At 70.2% G+C, this 16,653-nt stretch carries 5 protein-coding genes; all 5 read left to right on the top strand.

Annotated elements, in window-relative coordinates; translation table 11 throughout:
* Window positions 1-454 precede the first annotated feature (454 nt).
* The 5 genes from FFT09_RS01680 to FFT09_RS01660 all read left to right on the top strand — a co-directional run bounded on the left by FFT09_RS01680 (window position 455) and on the right by FFT09_RS01660 (window position 16,653).
* Window positions 455-1,291, top strand: coding sequence for an MmyB family transcriptional regulator (locus FFT09_RS01680; protein ID WP_081190119.1), 837 nt, complete (start codon window positions 455-457; stop codon window positions 1,289-1,291).
* A gap of 88 nt (window positions 1,292-1,379) precedes the next feature.
* The gene (locus FFT09_RS01675; RefSeq protein ID WP_167305315.1) at window positions 1,380-2,087 is read left to right on the top strand and encodes a response regulator transcription factor; all 708 of its coding nucleotides are present in this window, start codon (window positions 1,380-1,382) and stop codon (window positions 2,085-2,087) included.
* Window positions 2,088-2,420: 333 nt separating this feature from the next.
* Entirely contained in the window at window positions 2,421-8,405 is a 5,985-nt protein-coding gene (locus FFT09_RS01670) for a non-ribosomal peptide synthetase (protein ID WP_138381598.1), read from the top strand.
* Window positions 8,402-15,925 (top strand): non-ribosomal peptide synthetase/type I polyketide synthase, encoded by a 7,524-nt coding sequence (locus FFT09_RS01665; RefSeq protein ID WP_138381597.1) that lies wholly within the window; start codon window positions 8,402-8,404, stop codon window positions 15,923-15,925. Before FFT09_RS01670 ends, FFT09_RS01665 begins: the two co-directional genes overlap by 4 nt.
* On the top strand, window positions 15,922-16,653 hold the full coding sequence (locus tag FFT09_RS01660; protein WP_081190123.1) for a thioesterase II family protein: 732 nt from the start codon (window positions 15,922-15,924) through the stop codon (window positions 16,651-16,653). Before FFT09_RS01665 ends, FFT09_RS01660 begins: the two co-directional genes overlap by 4 nt.

Raw genomic sequence — 16,653 nt, 5'->3', positions numbered from 1 at the left:
ACCGCCACGGGGGGCCATTTCTCAATTGACTCGCGTGGAAGATTTCTGGTTCTTCTCATGATCCCTGACACGAAGACATGAACAGCGGATGACGGGGCAGTGAGAGCGATCTCCGTCGCGGTGAAAGAGCACGTCGAAAGTCGGTGTCTTCGCAGAAGTGGGCGATAGCACTGCGTAGCAGGAGTGGAGGATCAATACGCCATTGGTGGTAATGTTCTCAATAGCCGGTTTCAAATGTCCTGAATGTGATGTCAAGAGTTTTCGGTGGTTCCCTTCTGGTCAGGTAGATCGGACCACGTCCGGGGCGCGAAGGTTTGTCGTCGCCGCAGCGGAGCGGTACGGTTTCGTCGAACACGAAGTCAACGGCACGTTCTGCTTCCGACCGATCGTACTGGCGACATCCTGGCAGTGTTACTACCACCGAGCTCGTTGTGAATCGACTTAGGCTAATAGCATGGAAGACAAGCGTCTCGGGAACTTCCTGCGTGCTCGGCGAGAGCTCCTACAGCCGGAGGATGTAGGGCTGCGCCGGGTCGGTCGCCGCCGAGTGCCGGGGCTTCGCCGGGAAGAGGTGGCGATGCTCGCCGGCGTCAGCGTCGGATACTGTATCCGCCTGGAGCAGGGACGCGAACGCCATCCCTCGGAGCAGGTGCTCGCGGCACTCGCCAGCGCGTTACGCCTGGACAGCCAGGAGGAGACGTACTTCTACGAACTGGCAGGTCGGGTCGCGACCTGCCGGAACGCGGAGGAAAGCGATCAGGTCAGCTCGATCGTGCGGCGAATACTGCTTGATCTGAACCATCCCGCACTGGTCATCGGACGCTATCACCAGGTTCTTTTTCGTAACGCACTCGCCGATGAACTGTACCGGGGACTCTGCTACGGCCGGGACCTGCTCAGGCTCGTATTCCTGGACCCTGCGGCGCGCGAGTTCTATCCCGATTGGGAAACCATCGCCCTGCGAACCGTTGCGAGCCTGCGCGCGAACATCGGGGCGAATTTGGCCGACCCGCAGCTCATCGAACTGGTCACCGAGTTGTCGACTCAGAGCCAGGATTTTCGAAGAATGTGGCCGCGACACGACGTGCGGGCGAAGGTTCGCGAGGCAACGAGGATCCGGCATCCGGAGGTCGGTGAGATCATTCTGACCTGCGAGACGCTGACGGTGAACAGCACTCCGGATCAGCAGATCATTGTCCATTGCGCCGAACCGGGTAGCCCGTCGCAGCGCAAACTGTCCATCCTGGCCGAAAGTATCCTGCGGACCCCGGAAGGGAAGGATGTGGATTAGCCGGGTTTGGCGACATCGTCGAACGCTGCTCACCTGGCTGACCAAGAAGAAGATTAGCTAGGAAATGTCGAGGAGGTCGTGGAAAGCCATGCTCAACCACAGTCCCACCGTTATCGCCGTCGAAGGGTCCGGTTCGGACGCTGCTCGCCCCGATGGCGAGCGCAAGATCTCGGTGCTGGTCGCGCACCCGGACGAGGTGATCAGCAACGGGCTCGAGTCGCTCGTGGCCAGGATGCCCGGAATAGGGCAGTCCCACGTGTGTGAGGACTGGCCGACGCTCACCACTCGACTGGCGGACCGGGAGCACGACAGGCTTCTGCTCGTCTCGCACCGCATGGTGCGTACCGACGCGGCGAAGATGAGTTCCATCCGGGATTCCAGTATCAAGGTCGTGCTCTTGTTGCAGGGCGTCGACAATGCCGAGGTAGCCGACGCCGCGGATTTGCGGCCGGATGGTTTCCTGGTCGAGGGGAACATCAGTATCGGCGCGCTGGACGAAGCCATCCGCGCGATCTGGCGGGGTCAGCTATACGTGCCTCCCGAGCTCACCAAGGGACTACTCGACGAGATCCAACGACCGAGCAAGATCGGCTTCACCGGAGTCAACCTGCTGACCCCCCGGGAGCGGGACACGCTGAAGTTGCTCGCCGAGGGGTACAGCAACAAACAGATCGCGACCAGGCTGGGAATCAGCATCAATGGAGTCAAGCGGCACGTGGGCAATGTGCTCGCCAAACTCAATTGTCCCAATCGTACTCTCGCGGCGGCCGAGGCCGTCCGGTTGGACATCATCTGAGCAAGCCCGGCAGCGACAGCGCCGCTGACACCGTGGCTGTCCGGCTCGCGGGGCCGGACAGCCACCCGCTCGACCGCTCCGGCCCCGTACGAACAGCACTCCGTTCCGATGACCTGGGCCCGCGTACCCATTCACCTTCGGCGCGCTCGAGGGGCGGCGTCAACGGCCACGACTGGGCCCGGGAACGGGCCTGCTGGCTGGACTACCCGACCAGGTACCACCGCGGAGGGGATCTGGAAGTCACCCCCGGAGAGCTCTCCACGACCGGCGGGACGGTGACAACCTCCTTCCACCGAAGGAGCAGCACACCGTCCGAACGGGGGCGCCGAAGCGATGAGTGGTCCGCAGCAGCCGAACCTCACCGAGCGGTTGCGCCGGTACTGCACCGACCGCGGTGACCGGACAGCCGTCGCGCTCGCCGGTCAGGGAGGTGCGGTCGTCGCCCGGCTCACCGGAACCGAATGGAACGACCGTGCGTCGGCCCTCGCGGCACACCTGCGGCCGGATACCCGAGCGTTGCTGCTGCTTCCCGGAAGCCTGGAATTCTGCGTGGCCCTGTCCGGCGTGCTGTACGCGGGAGCGTGTGCCGTGCCGACACCACTGCCCGGGGACGGCCAAGCTCAGTTCGTCGAGATCGGGCGGGACGCCGAGATCGACGTGATCATCACCGATGCTGCGACGGCGCCCGCGGCGCGACAGCTCTGGGCCGAACGCGACGCCGGCCCGGTGTCCTGGATCGTGCTCGACGTCGCACAGCCCGAGCCGGTGCCGGACTGGACACCACCCACGATCGAGCCCGGCACGCTGGCGGTGTTGCAGTACTCGTCCGGATCGACCGGAGCACCGAAGGCCGTGGAGGTCAGCCACCGGCTGCTGTGCACGTGGCTCGACGAACTGGCCGGGCGGGTGGCCTTGCCTCCGGGTTCCTCGGTGGTCAACTGGGTGCCCGTCCATCACGTGCTGGGCCTGAACCTGCTGTTGATGGGTAGCCGGCTGGACGGCCCGGTGACGTTGCTGACTCCCGAGGACGCGCTGGCCGAGCCGAGGGGATGGCTGCGTGCGATCTCCGAGGCGGACAGCGAGGTGCTCAGCGGCGCGCCGCCGTTCGGATACCAGCGATGTACCGAGGACATCGCCGAGCCGGACCGCGTCGGCCTGGACCTGTCCCGGTGGGCGGTGGCCATCGTCGGCTCGGAGCGGATTCGCTCGTCGGTGCTGGACTCGTTCGCGGAGGCGTTCGGCCCGTGCGGGTTCACCTCCTCGGCGTTCTTCACCGCGTACGGGACCACCGAGATCATGATGGGCTCCGGCGGATGCCGCCCCGACGGCCCCGCCCGGATGCACGTCGACACCGAGGCGCTGGAGCGCGGCCGGATCGAACACGCCACCCCTGGCGAGCGCACCACCGAACTGATCCCCTGCGGACGACCGGCCAGCCGCGCGGAGCTGCTCATCGTCGATCCCGAGCAGCGCACGGAATGCGCCCCGGGTGAGATCGGTGAGCTGTGGATTCGCGGCGACATCGTCGCCTGCGGCTACTGGCGGCGGCCGCGGCAGACGGCCGAGACCTTCGGTGCGCGACTCGCCGACGGGACCGGGCCGTTCCTGCGCACCGGGGATCTGGCGTTCTTCCACGACGGCGAGCTGGTCATCTGCGGCCGGTTGAGCGAGATCATCATCGTGCGGGGCCGGAACCTGTTGCCGCACGACGTGGAACAGTCGGCACAGCGCTGCGCTCCCGAGCTGGCCGCCGGGCCCGCCGCCGCGTTCGCGATCGACGGCGAGGACGGCGAACGACTCGTAGTCCTGGTGAGCGCGGCGCCGGATACCCCGACCGCTCCGGACGAGCTGGCGGCCACGGCCCGCCGCGCGGTGATCGCCGAGCAGGAGATCGACCCGCACGAGGTCGTGGTGCTGCCCCCGGACCGGATACCGCTGACCTCCACCGGGAAGGTTCAGCGTGCCGCCTGTCGCCGGGCCTACCTCGCGGGCGAGTTCGATCCGCTGGGCGCCGTGGGGGCGTACGCGGGCGGGAGCGCGCGGGCGAGCGCGGCGCGCACTCCGCTCGACGCCGTCCGGGACCGGATCGCGAGCCTGCTCGGCGCGCCGACGGACGCGATCGACCCGGACACCCCGCTGGTCGAGCTCGGCCTCGACTCGATGCGTTTGATCAAACTCCGCGGCGTGCTCGCCAGGGAACTCGGACTGTCGGTGCCGATCCACGAACTCGGCGGAACCGACACGCGCGCGCTGAGCCTCCGCGCGAGCGCGGACGGCGTGACCGGTCCGCAGCGGGATGGTACGCGGATCACTCCCGCACCGGCGGCTCGCGGGGAACCGTTCCCGCTCACCGAGCTCCAGCACGCCTACCTGGTCGGCCGTTCCGGCGGCTACGCGCTCGGCGGGGTCGGGACCCACTTCTACGGCGAGTTCGACTCCGCCGGGCTCGACCCCGACCGGCTGCACCGCGCCTGGTGCCGGGTGGTCGAGCGGCACGGCGCGTTGCGCTCGGTGATCTCGGCGGACGGGACCCAGCGAGTTCTCCCGGACCCCGAGATCCCTCCGATGGCGGTGCTCGACCTCCGCGAGGCGACCGAGGAGCAGGCCGCGAAACACGTGGAGCTCACGCGGGGCGAGATGTCGGTGCAGACCTTCGACGCCGACGCGTGGCCGCCGTTCGATATCCGGGTGTCGCGGCTACCGGGCGGTGTCGACCGCGTCCACGTCAGCCTCGACCTGCTCGTGCTCGATCTGTGGAGCCTGCACATCGTCTCCCGGGAATGGCAGGCGTGCTACACGGACCCCGAGGTGGAGCTGCCCGAGCTCGCCCTGACCTTCCGGGACTACGTGCTCCACGAGGACGGCGACCCCGCGCATGCGGAGCGGTCCAGAAAGTACTGGATGGACCGCTTGGCGACCCTTCCCCCCGGCCCCGAACTGCCGTTGGCCCGGCCACCGTCGGGGCTGGGCCGGCCGCCGAAGTTCGTGCGCAGGCAGGCCAGGGTCGACGGGGACCGCTGGCAGCGGATCGTGCGGCGGGCGCGAAGCGCCGGGGTCACCACCTCGGCGGTGCTGATCGCCGCGTACGCCACCGTGCTCGGCACCTTCGGCCAGCGGGGCCGGTTCACGCTGAACCTGCCGACGTTCAACCGCGCGCCCGTCCACCCCGAGGTCGACGCGCTGGTCGGCGACTTCACGTCGGTGACCCTGCTCGAAGTCGATCTCGGCGCCGCGCGGGACTTCGCCGACCTGGCACGGCAGGTGCAGCGGCGGCTCTGGCAGGACCTGGAGCACTCCGCGTTCAGCGGGGTGCGGCTGCTGCGGGAGTTGGGGCGGGCCCGCGGTGGCGAGGCCGAGATCTTCGCGCCGGTCGTGTTCGCGAGTGCTTCGGGGCAGTCGGACCGGACCGGCGAGCCGATGCCGCTGTCCTGGCTCGGAGACCGGGCCTTCGGGCTCTCCCAGACCCCACAGGTGCTGCTCGACCACCAGCTGTTCGAGGACCCCGACGGGCTCGACTTCAACTGGGACGCGGTGGACGAACTGTTCGTCGAGGGCACGCTCGATGCCATGTTCGGCTCCTACCGGACGGTGCTCGACGAGCTGTCCGCGACCGGCGACGACAGCTGGTCCGAACCTCTCGACACGCTGCTGGAGAATCCGGACCACGCACTGGTGGCGCGCGCCAACGACACCGGCGGGGTGGTGCCCGACGGGCTGCTGCACGACGGTGTGCTGGACCAGGCGACCCGGCGGCCGGAGGCGAAGGCGGTCCTCGCCGCGGACGCGGAACTCACCTTCGCGGAGCTGGCCGCACACGCGGGGGCACTGGCTCACCGGCTCCGGGAGCTCGGCGCGGGCCCCGGTGATGTGGTGGGCGTGAGCCTGACCAAGAGCGCGGCTCAGGTCGTGGCCGCCGTCGGGGTCACCCTGTCCGGTGCCGCCTATCTGCCGATCGATCCCGAACTCCCACCCGCACGGCAGAATCTGCTGCTCAGCCGCGGGGAGTGCGGTCTCGTCGTGGCGGGAGAGCACCGCGCGTCCTGGCCGGACGGAGTCGGTGTGGTGCGGGTGGAACTCGACGCGGACCCGGGCACCGTGGCGCCGCCTGGCACACCCGCACGTCCCACCGACCCGGCCTACGTGATCTTCACGTCCGGCTCCACCGGGGAACCCAAGGGTGTCGTCTGCTCGCACCGCGCGGCCCTGAACACCTGCGTCGACATCAACCAGCGCTTCGACGTCACGCCGCAGGATCGAGTGCTCGGGCTGTCCTCGCTGAGTTTCGACCTGTCCGTCTGGGACATCTACGGCGTGCTGGCCGCGGGCGGGACACTCGTGCTGCCCGAGCCGCAGGACCGTCGTGACCCGGCTCGCTGGCTGGAGCTGGTTCGGGCGCACGGTGTCACGATCTGGAACTCGGTGCCCGCGTTGGCACGCATGTTCACCGACTACACGCACGGCGCGGCCGAGCCGGTTCCGCTGCGGCTGGTGCTGATGTCCGGTGACTGGATCCCGGTGGATCTGCCGGACAGGATCCGTTCGATCGCGCCGGAGGCCCGCGTGGTCTCCCTCGGCGGCGCCACCGAAGCCGCGATCTGGTCCGTCTGCTACGAGATCGACGAGGTCGATCCCGCCTGGGAGTCGATCCCCTACGGCACACCGCTGCGGAACCAGACCCTGTCCGTGCTCGACGACCGGTGGCGGGAATGTCCGGTGCACGTGTCCGGGGAGCTGTTCATCGGCGGCGCCGGGCTGGCCGACGGGTATTTCGGCGATCCGGACAAGACGGCGACGCGGTTCGTCACGCATCCCCGGACCGGTGAACGGCTCTACCGCACCGGCGATCTGGGCCGGTGGCGGCCGGACGGCACGATCGAGTTCCTCGGGCGCGCGGATTTCCAGGTCAAGATCGGCGGGTACCGGATCGAACTCGGGGAGATCGAGTCGGCGCTGCTGGCCCATGAGGACGTGGACGCGGCCGTGGTCACCGCGCTCGGCGACCGCCACGGCAAGCGCCTCGCGGCGTGCGTGGTCCCGTCCGGGCTCCGCAGTGAGCCCACCACGGAGGAGATGTTCGGTTCCGGTGTGCTGGCCGGGGGCCTGGAGCGCATGGACTTCACCCTGGCCCGGAACGGGGTGCGCACTGATCTGGACACGGCGGTGGACCCGCCGTGTGACCCCGTGTCGCTGACGGCGGCGTCGGACGGGGTGCCGAGCAGGGCGAGTCACCGGCGCTTCGCCGCCCGGCCGGTGACTCTGGCCGAGCTCTCGGCGCTGCTGGCTCCGCTGCGCTCCCATGCGGGCGAGTCGTTGCCGAAGTACGCGTACGCCTCGGCGGGCAACAGCTACGGCGTGCAGACCTACCTGTGGGTCCGCCACGGACAGGTTGAGGGGCTGGCCGGCGGCACCTACTACCACGATCCCTCCGCACATCGGCTGGTGCCGATCGACGAGCACGAGCTGACCGGTTCCGTGGGGTTCGGAGTGGACGCCGAGGCTGTCGGCACCGCGGCCTTCGCCGTCTTCCTCGTGGCCGACCTCGCCGCGGTGCGACCGCTGTACGGCGTGCGGGCACGGGACCTCTGCCTCATCGAGACCGGTCTGATGACTCAGCTGCTCGATGAGCACGCCCCGTCCCACGGCATCGGGCTGTGCCAGGTCGGTACGCACGACCCCGCAGGTGCGCTGAGGGAGGCGTTCCGGCTCGGTGCCGAGCACGAGCCGCTGCACGCCGTGCTCGGCGGTGCGCTGCTGCCCGCCGGAGCCGAACCCGCCACGACCGGACAACGCACCGAACGGGATCTGGTCGAGGACCTCCGTGACCACCTCGGGCGGAACCTGCCCGAGTACATGGTGCCCGCGACCCTGGTCGTCACCGAGCGGTTGCCGCTGACCCCGGTGGGCAAGGTGGATCGCTCGGCGGTGGAGCGGATGGTGACACCCACCGAGCACCAGCTGGACGACAGCCCCCCGGCCGGAACGCTGGAACGCACCATCGCCTCGGTGTTCCGCCGGGTGCTCGACGTGGACGTGATCGGCGTACACAGCAGGTTCTTCGATCTCGGCGCGGACTCCGCCGCGATCGTGCGGGCCTACCGGTGGCTGCGGACCGAGCTGGACGTCGACTTCCCGCTGGTGCGCATGTTCGAGCACGCCACGGTGCGCAGGCTCGCCGAGGCACTGTCCCGGGACGACGATCCCGAGACCGACGAGCTGATCGACAAGGCGACCGCGCGGGCGCGGATGCGCCGGGTCGCACGCCCTCCCCGAGGGCAGGAGCGGACCGCTGTAGCGGGGGAAGGACGGACGCGCTCATGAGCGAGTACCTTGCCGCCGAGGGCGGTGAGCCGCCCGCCGTCGCCGTGATCGGGATGGCCGCCAGGATGCCCGGCGCGCCGGAGATCGACTCCTTCTGGCGCAACCTGCGGTCCGGTGTCGAGTCGGTGACCGAACTCGACGACGACACGCTGATCGCCAACGGCGCCGATCCGGCGATGCTCGCCGAACACCGTTACGTGCGCTCCGTGATCACGCTGGCGGGGATCGAGGAGTTCGACGCGGGATTCTTCGGGTTCTCTCCGCGGGACGCGGCGATCCTCGACCCGCAGCAGCGGTTGTTTCTGGAGTGCGCGTGGCAGGCGCTGGAGGATGCCGCCGTCGTGCCCGGTGCGGGGGACGCCTCGATCGGGGTGTACGCGGCCTCGACCCTGTCCGGATACCTGCTCGCCAACCTGCTGCGCGGGCGCGTCTACGACGCCAGCCCGGACAGCTTCCAGCTGCTCGTCGCCAACGACAAGGACTACCTGGCCAGCCGAGTCAGCTACCAGTTCGACCTCGACGGACCCGCGGTGGCCGTGCAGACGGCGTGCTCCTCCTCGATGGTGGCGGTCCACCTCGGCGCGCAGGCGCTGCTGTCCTACGAGTGCGACGTCGCGCTCGCGGGCGGTGTCACGGTGCGGGTTCCGCACGGCAACGGATACCTCCACCAGGAGGGCTCCATCTTCTCCGCTGACGGGCACTGCCGGCCGTTCGACGCGCGGGCCACCGGTACCGCCATCGGCAGCGGTGCGGGCGCGGTGGTGCTCAAGCGGCTCGACGACGCCGTCGCCGACGGCGATCGCATCGACGCCGTGTTGCTGGGTAGCGCGATGAACAACGACGGCGCGAGCAAGGTCGGATACACCGCTCCCAGCGTGGAGGGGCAGGCGCGGGCGGTCGCGGGCGCGCTGGCTGTGGCGGGGGTGTCGCCGGAGACCGTGGACGCCGTCGAGGCGCACGGTACGGGAACCCCGCTGGGTGACCCGATCGAGGTCGCCGCGCTGACCAAGGTCTTCGGCGAGGGAACCGGGCGCTCGCACCCGTGTCTGCTCGGTTCGGTGAAGTCGAACATCGGCCATCTGGACAGCGCCGCGGGGATCGCCTCCTTCATCAAGGCGGTGCTGCAGCTGCGCGAAGGCGAGCTGGTGCCGAGCCTGAACTTCACCGAGCCCAACCCGGAGATCGACTTCAACCGCACGCCGTTCCGGGTCGCGACCACGACCACCGCCTGGAAGCGGAACGGGTCACCGCGGCGGATCGGGGTGAGCTCGTTCGGCTTCGGGGGCACCAACGTGCACGCCGTGTTGCAGCAGGCGCCGCCACGGCCGCCGGAGGGCCCCCGCAGGAACGTGCATGTACTCACGCTCTCCGCGCAGGGCAAGCACGCGCTCGACGAGCGGGCGAGTGACCTTGCCGCCGCGCTGCGGGGGGCGCACGGCACGGAACCGGACCCTCGCACCGACCTCGCCGACGTCGCACGAACCCTGCAGACTGGCCGCAAAGACTTCCGGCATCGGCGGATCGCGGTCATCGAGGACGCGCTGGGTGCCGAGGGCGCCGCGACGGCACTGGCCGAGCCGGACCCGGAACGGGTGTTCACCAGGCGAGCTCCGGCCGGGCAACCGGAGCTGTGCTGGCTGCTACCCGGCCAGGGCAGCCAGTACCCGGGGATGGGTGCGCAGCTCTACGAACAGGAGCCCGCTTTCCGCGCCGTGGTCGACGATGCCGCCGACATCCTGCGTCCCGAGCTGGAAATCGACCTGCGGGAGCTGCTCTACCCGCCCGAGGACGCGGACCCGGAGCGCGCGGCGGAACAGCTGCGCCAGACCAGCTACGCCCAGCCCGCCCTGTTCGTCGTGCAGACCGCGCTGGCCACACTGCTGTGGGACCGGGGAGCCCGGCCCGATGCCATGCTCGGCCACAGCATCGGTGAGATCACCGCGGCGCACCTGGCGGGGGTGCTGGATCTGCCCGACGCGCTGCGCCTGGTCGCGCTGCGGGGGAGGTTGATGCAGGAGCAGCCGAGCGGAGCCATGGTCGCGGTCGGGCTCGGCGAGGACGAACTGCGTCGGACACTGCCTCCCACGCTGTCAATCGCGGCGGTCAACGCGCCCGAGCTGTGTGTGGTGTCCGGCCCGCACGCCGCCGTCGACGCCTTCCGCGACGAGCTGTCCGAAACCGGCGTCCATACTCGCGGCCTGCACACCTCGCACGCGTTCCATTCCGAGATGATGCGGCCCGCCGCGCGGGGAGTCGCCGACTTCCTCACCGGTGTCTCGCTGCGGGCACCGCACGAGCGCGTGGTGTCCAACCGAACCGGCGACTGGCTCACCGCCGAGCAGGCGACGGACCCGCACTACTGGGCCGGGCAGATCCTGGACCCCGTCCGGTTCGCCGCGGGCTTCGCACGGGTGAGCGGCGCCGCCGAGCATCCGGTGTGCCTCGAAGTCGGGCCGGGGCACACGTTAACCTCGCTGGTGAAGGTGTGCCCCGAGGGCAAACGCACGCACACCGCGACCACGCTGCGTGCGGCGGGCGAGCAGGGCTCGGACACCGTGACCCTGGCGACGGCGCTCGGCCGCCTGTGGCTGTCCGGGGTCGAGGTCGATTTCGCCGCCGTGGACGCCCATGCCCCACGCCGTCGCGTGTCGCTGCCGGGATACCCGATGCAGCGCCGCCGGTACTGGATTCCGGCTGGTTCTCCCAGCGCGGGCGGCCCGCTCACCCTGGACACCGGTGTCGGCGGCGATTCCGCCGACTCGGCCGTCGACGACGCCGAGGGCCGCGTGGAGTCCGGGCTTCCCGCTTCCGGCCGGGAGCCACGCCCCGAACTCGATGCGGAGTTCACCGAGCCGGACACCGAACTCCAGCGGCGGATCGCCGGCATCTGGCAGGAGTTGCTCGGAGTCGAGCCGGTCGGGCTGCACGACCCCTTCCTCGAACTGGGTGGGCACTCGTTGCTCGCGATCAAGGTGGTGCAACGCATCGAGCAGGAACTCAAGGTCACCATTCCGCTGCGCAGGCTGGTCCGAGCCGGAACGGTCGGCAAACTGGCCGAGTTGGCTGCCGAGCTCGGCGCGGAGTCTTCGGACGAGCGCACCGGGATACCGCAGGCCGTCGCGCACCCGGAGCAGCGGTACGAACCGTTCCCGCTGACCGAGATCCAGCAGGCCCAGTGGATCGGCAGACAGGGAAACTTCCAGCTCGGCAACGTCGCCGCCCACGTCTACTTCGAAGTGGCAGCGGGCGAGCTGGACCTCGACCGGCTTCAGGGAGCCTGGAACGCCGTCGAGCAGCGGCACCCGATGCTGCACGCCGTGCTCACCGACGCGGGCACACAGCGCGTCCTCCCGGATGTGGGACCGTACGAGCTGACCGTGCGCGATCTTCGCGACCACGATGACGCGCAGGTCGCGGCGGAGCTGGACGAGCTCCGCGAGCGGCTCTCGCACGAGATGCGGCCGGTCGATCGATGGCCGCTGTTCGACATCGTCGTCGCCCGGCTGCCCGAGCGGCGGCACCGGGTCTTCATCTCCTTCGACCTGCTCATCGCCGACATCGGTTCCATCCGCATCCTGCTGCGGGACTGGGGACGCGCCTATGCCGCCGAGCGGCCCGCGCTCGCGCCGCTGGGCATCTCCTATCGCGACTACGTTCTGGCCGCCTCGGAGATCCGCGGCACGGAGCTCTACCAGCGATCCCTCGAATACTGGCGGGAGCGGGCGCGCCGGCTTCCGCCCCCGCCGCAGCTCCCGCTGGCGCGCAACCCGGCCGAACTCACCGAACCCCGCTTCGGCTCGCACGGCAGACTCCTGCCCACCGACGTCTGGCAGCGGCTGGTCGACCGGGGCGCACAGCACGGCGTGACCGCCTCGTCGATCCTGCTCGCCGCCTACGGAGTGGTGCTCGGCCGGTGGACGCGCGAAAGCCGCTTCACCGTGAACGTCACGGTCACCAACCGGTTCGAGGTGCATCCGGACGTGGAGGACCTCGTCGGCGAGTTCGCCTCGTTCGACCTGCTCCCGATCGATCTCGGCTCGGGTTCCTTCGCCGAGATCGCCGACGCGCTCCAGGAACAGAGCTGGTCGGATTTGGAGTACCGCTACCTCAACGGCGTCGAGGTCCTGCGGGAGCTGGCGCGAGAGCAGGGTGGCAACGCGGGTGGCATGCCGGTGGTGTTCACCTCGACCCTCGTGCAGCAGGCGGAGTCTCCGGACGAGTCGCTGCTCGGCTGGCTCGGCGACATCGTGCACGAGGCCGCGCAGACGCCCCAGGTGTGGTTGGACGGGGCGGCCATCCAGGTCTCGGACGGGGTGTATCTGAGCTGGCTCGGTATCGACGAGCTCTTCCCGGACGGGCTGCTGGAACAGATGCTGGACGCCTACGCCGCGCTGCTGCGGGAGCTGGCCGACTCCGACGAGCCGTGGTCCCGGATTCCCGGGCCACGGCTTCCGCCCCGGGACCGGGAGCTGGTCGAGCGAGCCAACGACACCGGCGGCGCGCTGCCGGAGGGCCTGCTGTGCGATCGGTTGGGCGAACAGATCCGCATCCGCCCGGACGCCATCGCCGTCGTGGCGCCGGACGCGACGCTGACCTACGGCGAACTCGGTGCGCACGCCGGTGCGCTCGCGCACCGGTTGCGGGCCCTCGGGGTGGGCCCGGGGCAGCTGGTCGCCGTCTCGCTGCCGAAGAGCGCGGCGCAGATCGCCGCCGTGCTCGGTGTGCACTGGGCCGGGGGCGCCTACCTTCCGGTCGATCCGGAGCTGCCCGCGCAGCGCCAGGACCACCTCGTCGAGCGAGGCCGCTGCCGGGTCGCGGTCGTCGCGCCGGACGGCCGGACCGAGTGGCCGGAGGGCGTCCGGGCGCTCGACCTCGACCTCACGGCCGATCCCGGCACGGCCGAGATGCCCGAGTCGCTGGCACGTCCGGACGACCTGGCCTACGTGATCTTCACGTCCGGGTCGACCGGCGACCCCAAGGGAGTGGCCGTTTCCCACCGGGCCGCGCTGAACACCTGCGTCGACATCTGTGAGCGGTTCGGTGTCGGCGCCGACGACCGGGTGCTCGGCCTGTCGTCGCTGAGTTTCGACCTGTCGGTCTGGGACGTGTTCGGATTGCTGGGCGCGGGCGGGACACTGGTGTTGCCCGAGCCGGACGCGCGCCGTGACCCGCAGCGCTGGCTGGATCTGGTGCGGCGGCACGGCATCACCGTGTGGAACTCGGTGCCCGCGCTGGCGCAGATGTTCGCCGACCACGCTCGGGGCGCGGGGGAGACCACGCTGCCGCTGCGGCTGGCGTTGCTGTCCGGTGACTGGATCCCGCTCGATCTGGCGGACCGGCTACGGGAGGTGGCTTCCGGCTGCCGTGTCATCTCCCTCGGTGGGGCGACCGAGGCCGCGATCTGGTCGATCCACTACGAGATCGCGGAGATCGACCCTGCGTGGGACTCGATTCCGTACGGGACACCGCTGCGCAACCAGAGTTTCCACGTTCTCGGCCAGCGTTGGCAGGAGTGCCCCGTGCACGTCACGGGTGAGCTGTACATCGGTGGCGCGGGCCTCGCGGACGGCTATTTCGGTGACGGGGAACGGACGGCGGCCCAGTTCGTCACCCACCCCGACACCGGGCAGCGGTTGTACCGGACCGGGGATCTCGGGCGGTGGCGCCCCGATGGCACGATCGAGTTCCTCGGCCGGGAGGACTTCCAGGTCAAGGTGGGCGGCTACCGGGTCGAGCTCGGGGAGATCGAAGCCGCCGCGCTCCGACATCCCGAGATCGGCACCGCGGTCGTCACGGCGTTCGGCGACCGCCATCACAAACGTCTGGTCGGGTACCTGATCCCGGCCGTCGGCGGGGAGACCGACACCGACGACCTCCTCGCCGACGTGGAGCGCCACCTGCACGGTGAGCTGCCGTCGTACATGGTGCCCCCGACGCTGCTCGTGGTCTCGGAACTGCCCTTGACCGGCAACGGCAAGGTCGACCGGTCCGCGCTGCCCGATCCGGCGGCCTCGGCCGAGCATGGCGAATTCGACGCGGCGGCCGACGCGCTCACCGAACGGCTGGTCGCGATGATCTCCGAGGTCCTCGGTGTCGAGGCGGTCGACCCCGCGAGAGGCTTCCTCGAAGCCGGTGGGGACTCCATTCGCGCCGTGCAGCTCGTCTCGCGGGCCAACGCCGAGGGTCTCGACCTCACCCTGCAGGACCTGTTCGAGCTGCCCACCCTGCGGCACGCCGCCGCGGCGTGTCAGGCTCGTTCCGGCGCGGCCGTGGATTCCACAGGGGAGCGACTGCCGATCAGCGCCGACCAGGCGACGAGGCTGGCCGCGTCCCCGGGAGCCCGCTGGGCGTCGGTCGCGGTGGAACCCGATGTCGATGCCGGACTCGTCGGCCGGGCGAGCGCGTGGTTGCTGGCCCGGCATCCGGCACTGCGGCTGCGCCTGGTCGAGGAACCGGAGGGCGGGATCGGTCAGACGATCGCACCCGTGGACGACGAACCTCCCTACGTGCCACTGGTCGATCTGTCCGCGCTCCCGGAACTGCGCAGGCAGCACGCGCTTTCGGCCATGATCGAGGAGATGGCGGGCGAACTCGACCCGGTCCGGGGGCCCGTGGCACGGGCGGCGTTGTTCGATCTCGACGCGCACGACCGGCGACTGATCTGGCTGGCCCACGAGCTCGTCGCCGACGAGGCGTCATGGACGACGATGCTGCGTGATCTCGACGCCGTCCTGGCCGACCTCCGCTCGGGGACCGAACCCGCTCCGCCGCCGGTGTGCACCGCGTTCGCGGAGTGGGTTCGCGCGGAGGGTGGGCCCACTCGGTCGACGGTGCCGGAGCCGCGGGCGAGTGCCGCGATCGAGCACACGCTGTCGGAAGAACCGGTGACCGCGCGGGCGGAACTGACCGGGGAGGAGACCGAAGCTCTGGTGTACGGGGTCGCCGAGTCCTACCGGATGCGGCTCGACGAGGCCTGCTTCGCCGCACTGGCACTGGTGCTCGGGGACGCGGGTCTGCCGGGTTGCGCGGTCGAACGCGACGGGCGGGACACAGCCGCCGAGGGCGCGGTCGGGCCCTTCACCGTCTCCGGCGCGGTCGCGCTTGTGCCGGTGTCGCAGCCCGGTGGCGCAGGCAACGCCGCCGTGGCCGCGATGAGAGCAGCACTGACTGACGCGAAATCCACCTACCGCGCCCGCTCCGCCGTGCGGGGCGATGAGCCGGTGCTGCTGCGGTACCTGGGTGCGGCCTCGGTCCGGCCGGACCCGCGCCGCGTCCCTGCCCAGCCGATCACGGTCACCGCCGCTCTCGTGCAGGGCCGTCTGCGACTGGAGTGGGCGGTGCGCGCCCCGGGCTGGGGCGTGGCCGACCGCTGCCGGGCACACGCCGAGGCGCTGGTCGCGATCGCGGAGCACTGCCGCCGTCCCGACGCCGGTGGCGCCAGCGGGAGCGACTTCCCGCTGGCTGGTCTCGACGACGACGAGCTCGCTCTCGTCCTGGACAACATCGGGGAGCGCTCGTGACGACACACACCCTGTTCTGCCTGCCCTACGCCGGAGGGTCGGCCGGAACCTTCCGGGGCTGGGAGCGGGAGCTGCCGGACTGGATCGACGTCGTGCCCATCGAACTGCCGGGCCGGGGCCACCGGTTCACCGAACCACCGCTGGGTGAACTCGAACCGCTGGTGGCCGACCTGCTGGACCACCTACGTCCCCGCGCGCACCGCCCGTACTCGGTCTTCGGGCACAGTCTGGGTGCCCTGCTCGGCTACGAGCTGAGCTGCGCGCTGCAGCGGGAGGGCAGGCCGCCGGAGCACTTCTTCCCCTCCGGGGCCGCAGCGCCGCATCTGCCCGCGCGCAACCAGGCACACGTCCTGACCGACGAGGCCCTGTGGGCGCACATCGCCCACCTGGGCGGCACACCACCCGAAGTGGCCGCCAACGACCAGATGAAGGAGTTGTTGCTGCCCGTGCTGCGCGCGGACTTCGCCCTGGCCGAGAAGTACGTCCCACGCAACGCGGTCACGCTCACCTGCCCGGTGACCGCCTTCGCCGGGGACGCCGACGAGGAAGCGCCGGAAACCGACGTGCGGGAGTGGGAGTCCTACACCGACTCTGAGTTCTCCGTCCGGATCCACCCCGGTGACCACTTCTTCCTGGAGACCGACCGCACCAATCTGCTCCGGCTGCTCGCCTCGGCGCTGCGGCCGGAACGAGGAGCCGGAACCGCGCGGCGGAGGGGAATCGCGTAG

This window comes from Saccharomonospora piscinae (genome assembly GCF_005862235.1).
Taxonomy (GTDB): Bacteria; Actinomycetota; Actinomycetes; order Mycobacteriales; family Pseudonocardiaceae; genus Saccharomonospora; species Saccharomonospora piscinae.
This window is presented reverse-complemented; position numbering and strand designations above follow the sequence as displayed.

What these genes read in the sequence shown, in the direction of transcription:
- FFT09_RS01670 (WP_138381598.1), top strand. Translation starts at nt 2,421, where the DNA reads ATGAGTGGTCCGCAGCAGCCGAACCTCACCGAGCGGTTGCGCCGGTAC.
- FFT09_RS01675 (WP_167305315.1), top strand. Translation starts at nt 1,380, where the DNA reads ATGCTCAACCACAGTCCCACCGTTATCGCCGTCGAAGGGTCCGGTTCG.
- FFT09_RS01680 (WP_081190119.1), top strand. Translation starts at nt 455, where the DNA reads ATGGAAGACAAGCGTCTCGGGAACTTCCTGCGTGCTCGGCGAGAGCTC.
- FFT09_RS01665 (WP_138381597.1), top strand. Translation starts at nt 8,402, where the DNA reads ATGAGCGAGTACCTTGCCGCCGAGGGCGGTGAGCCGCCCGCCGTCGCC.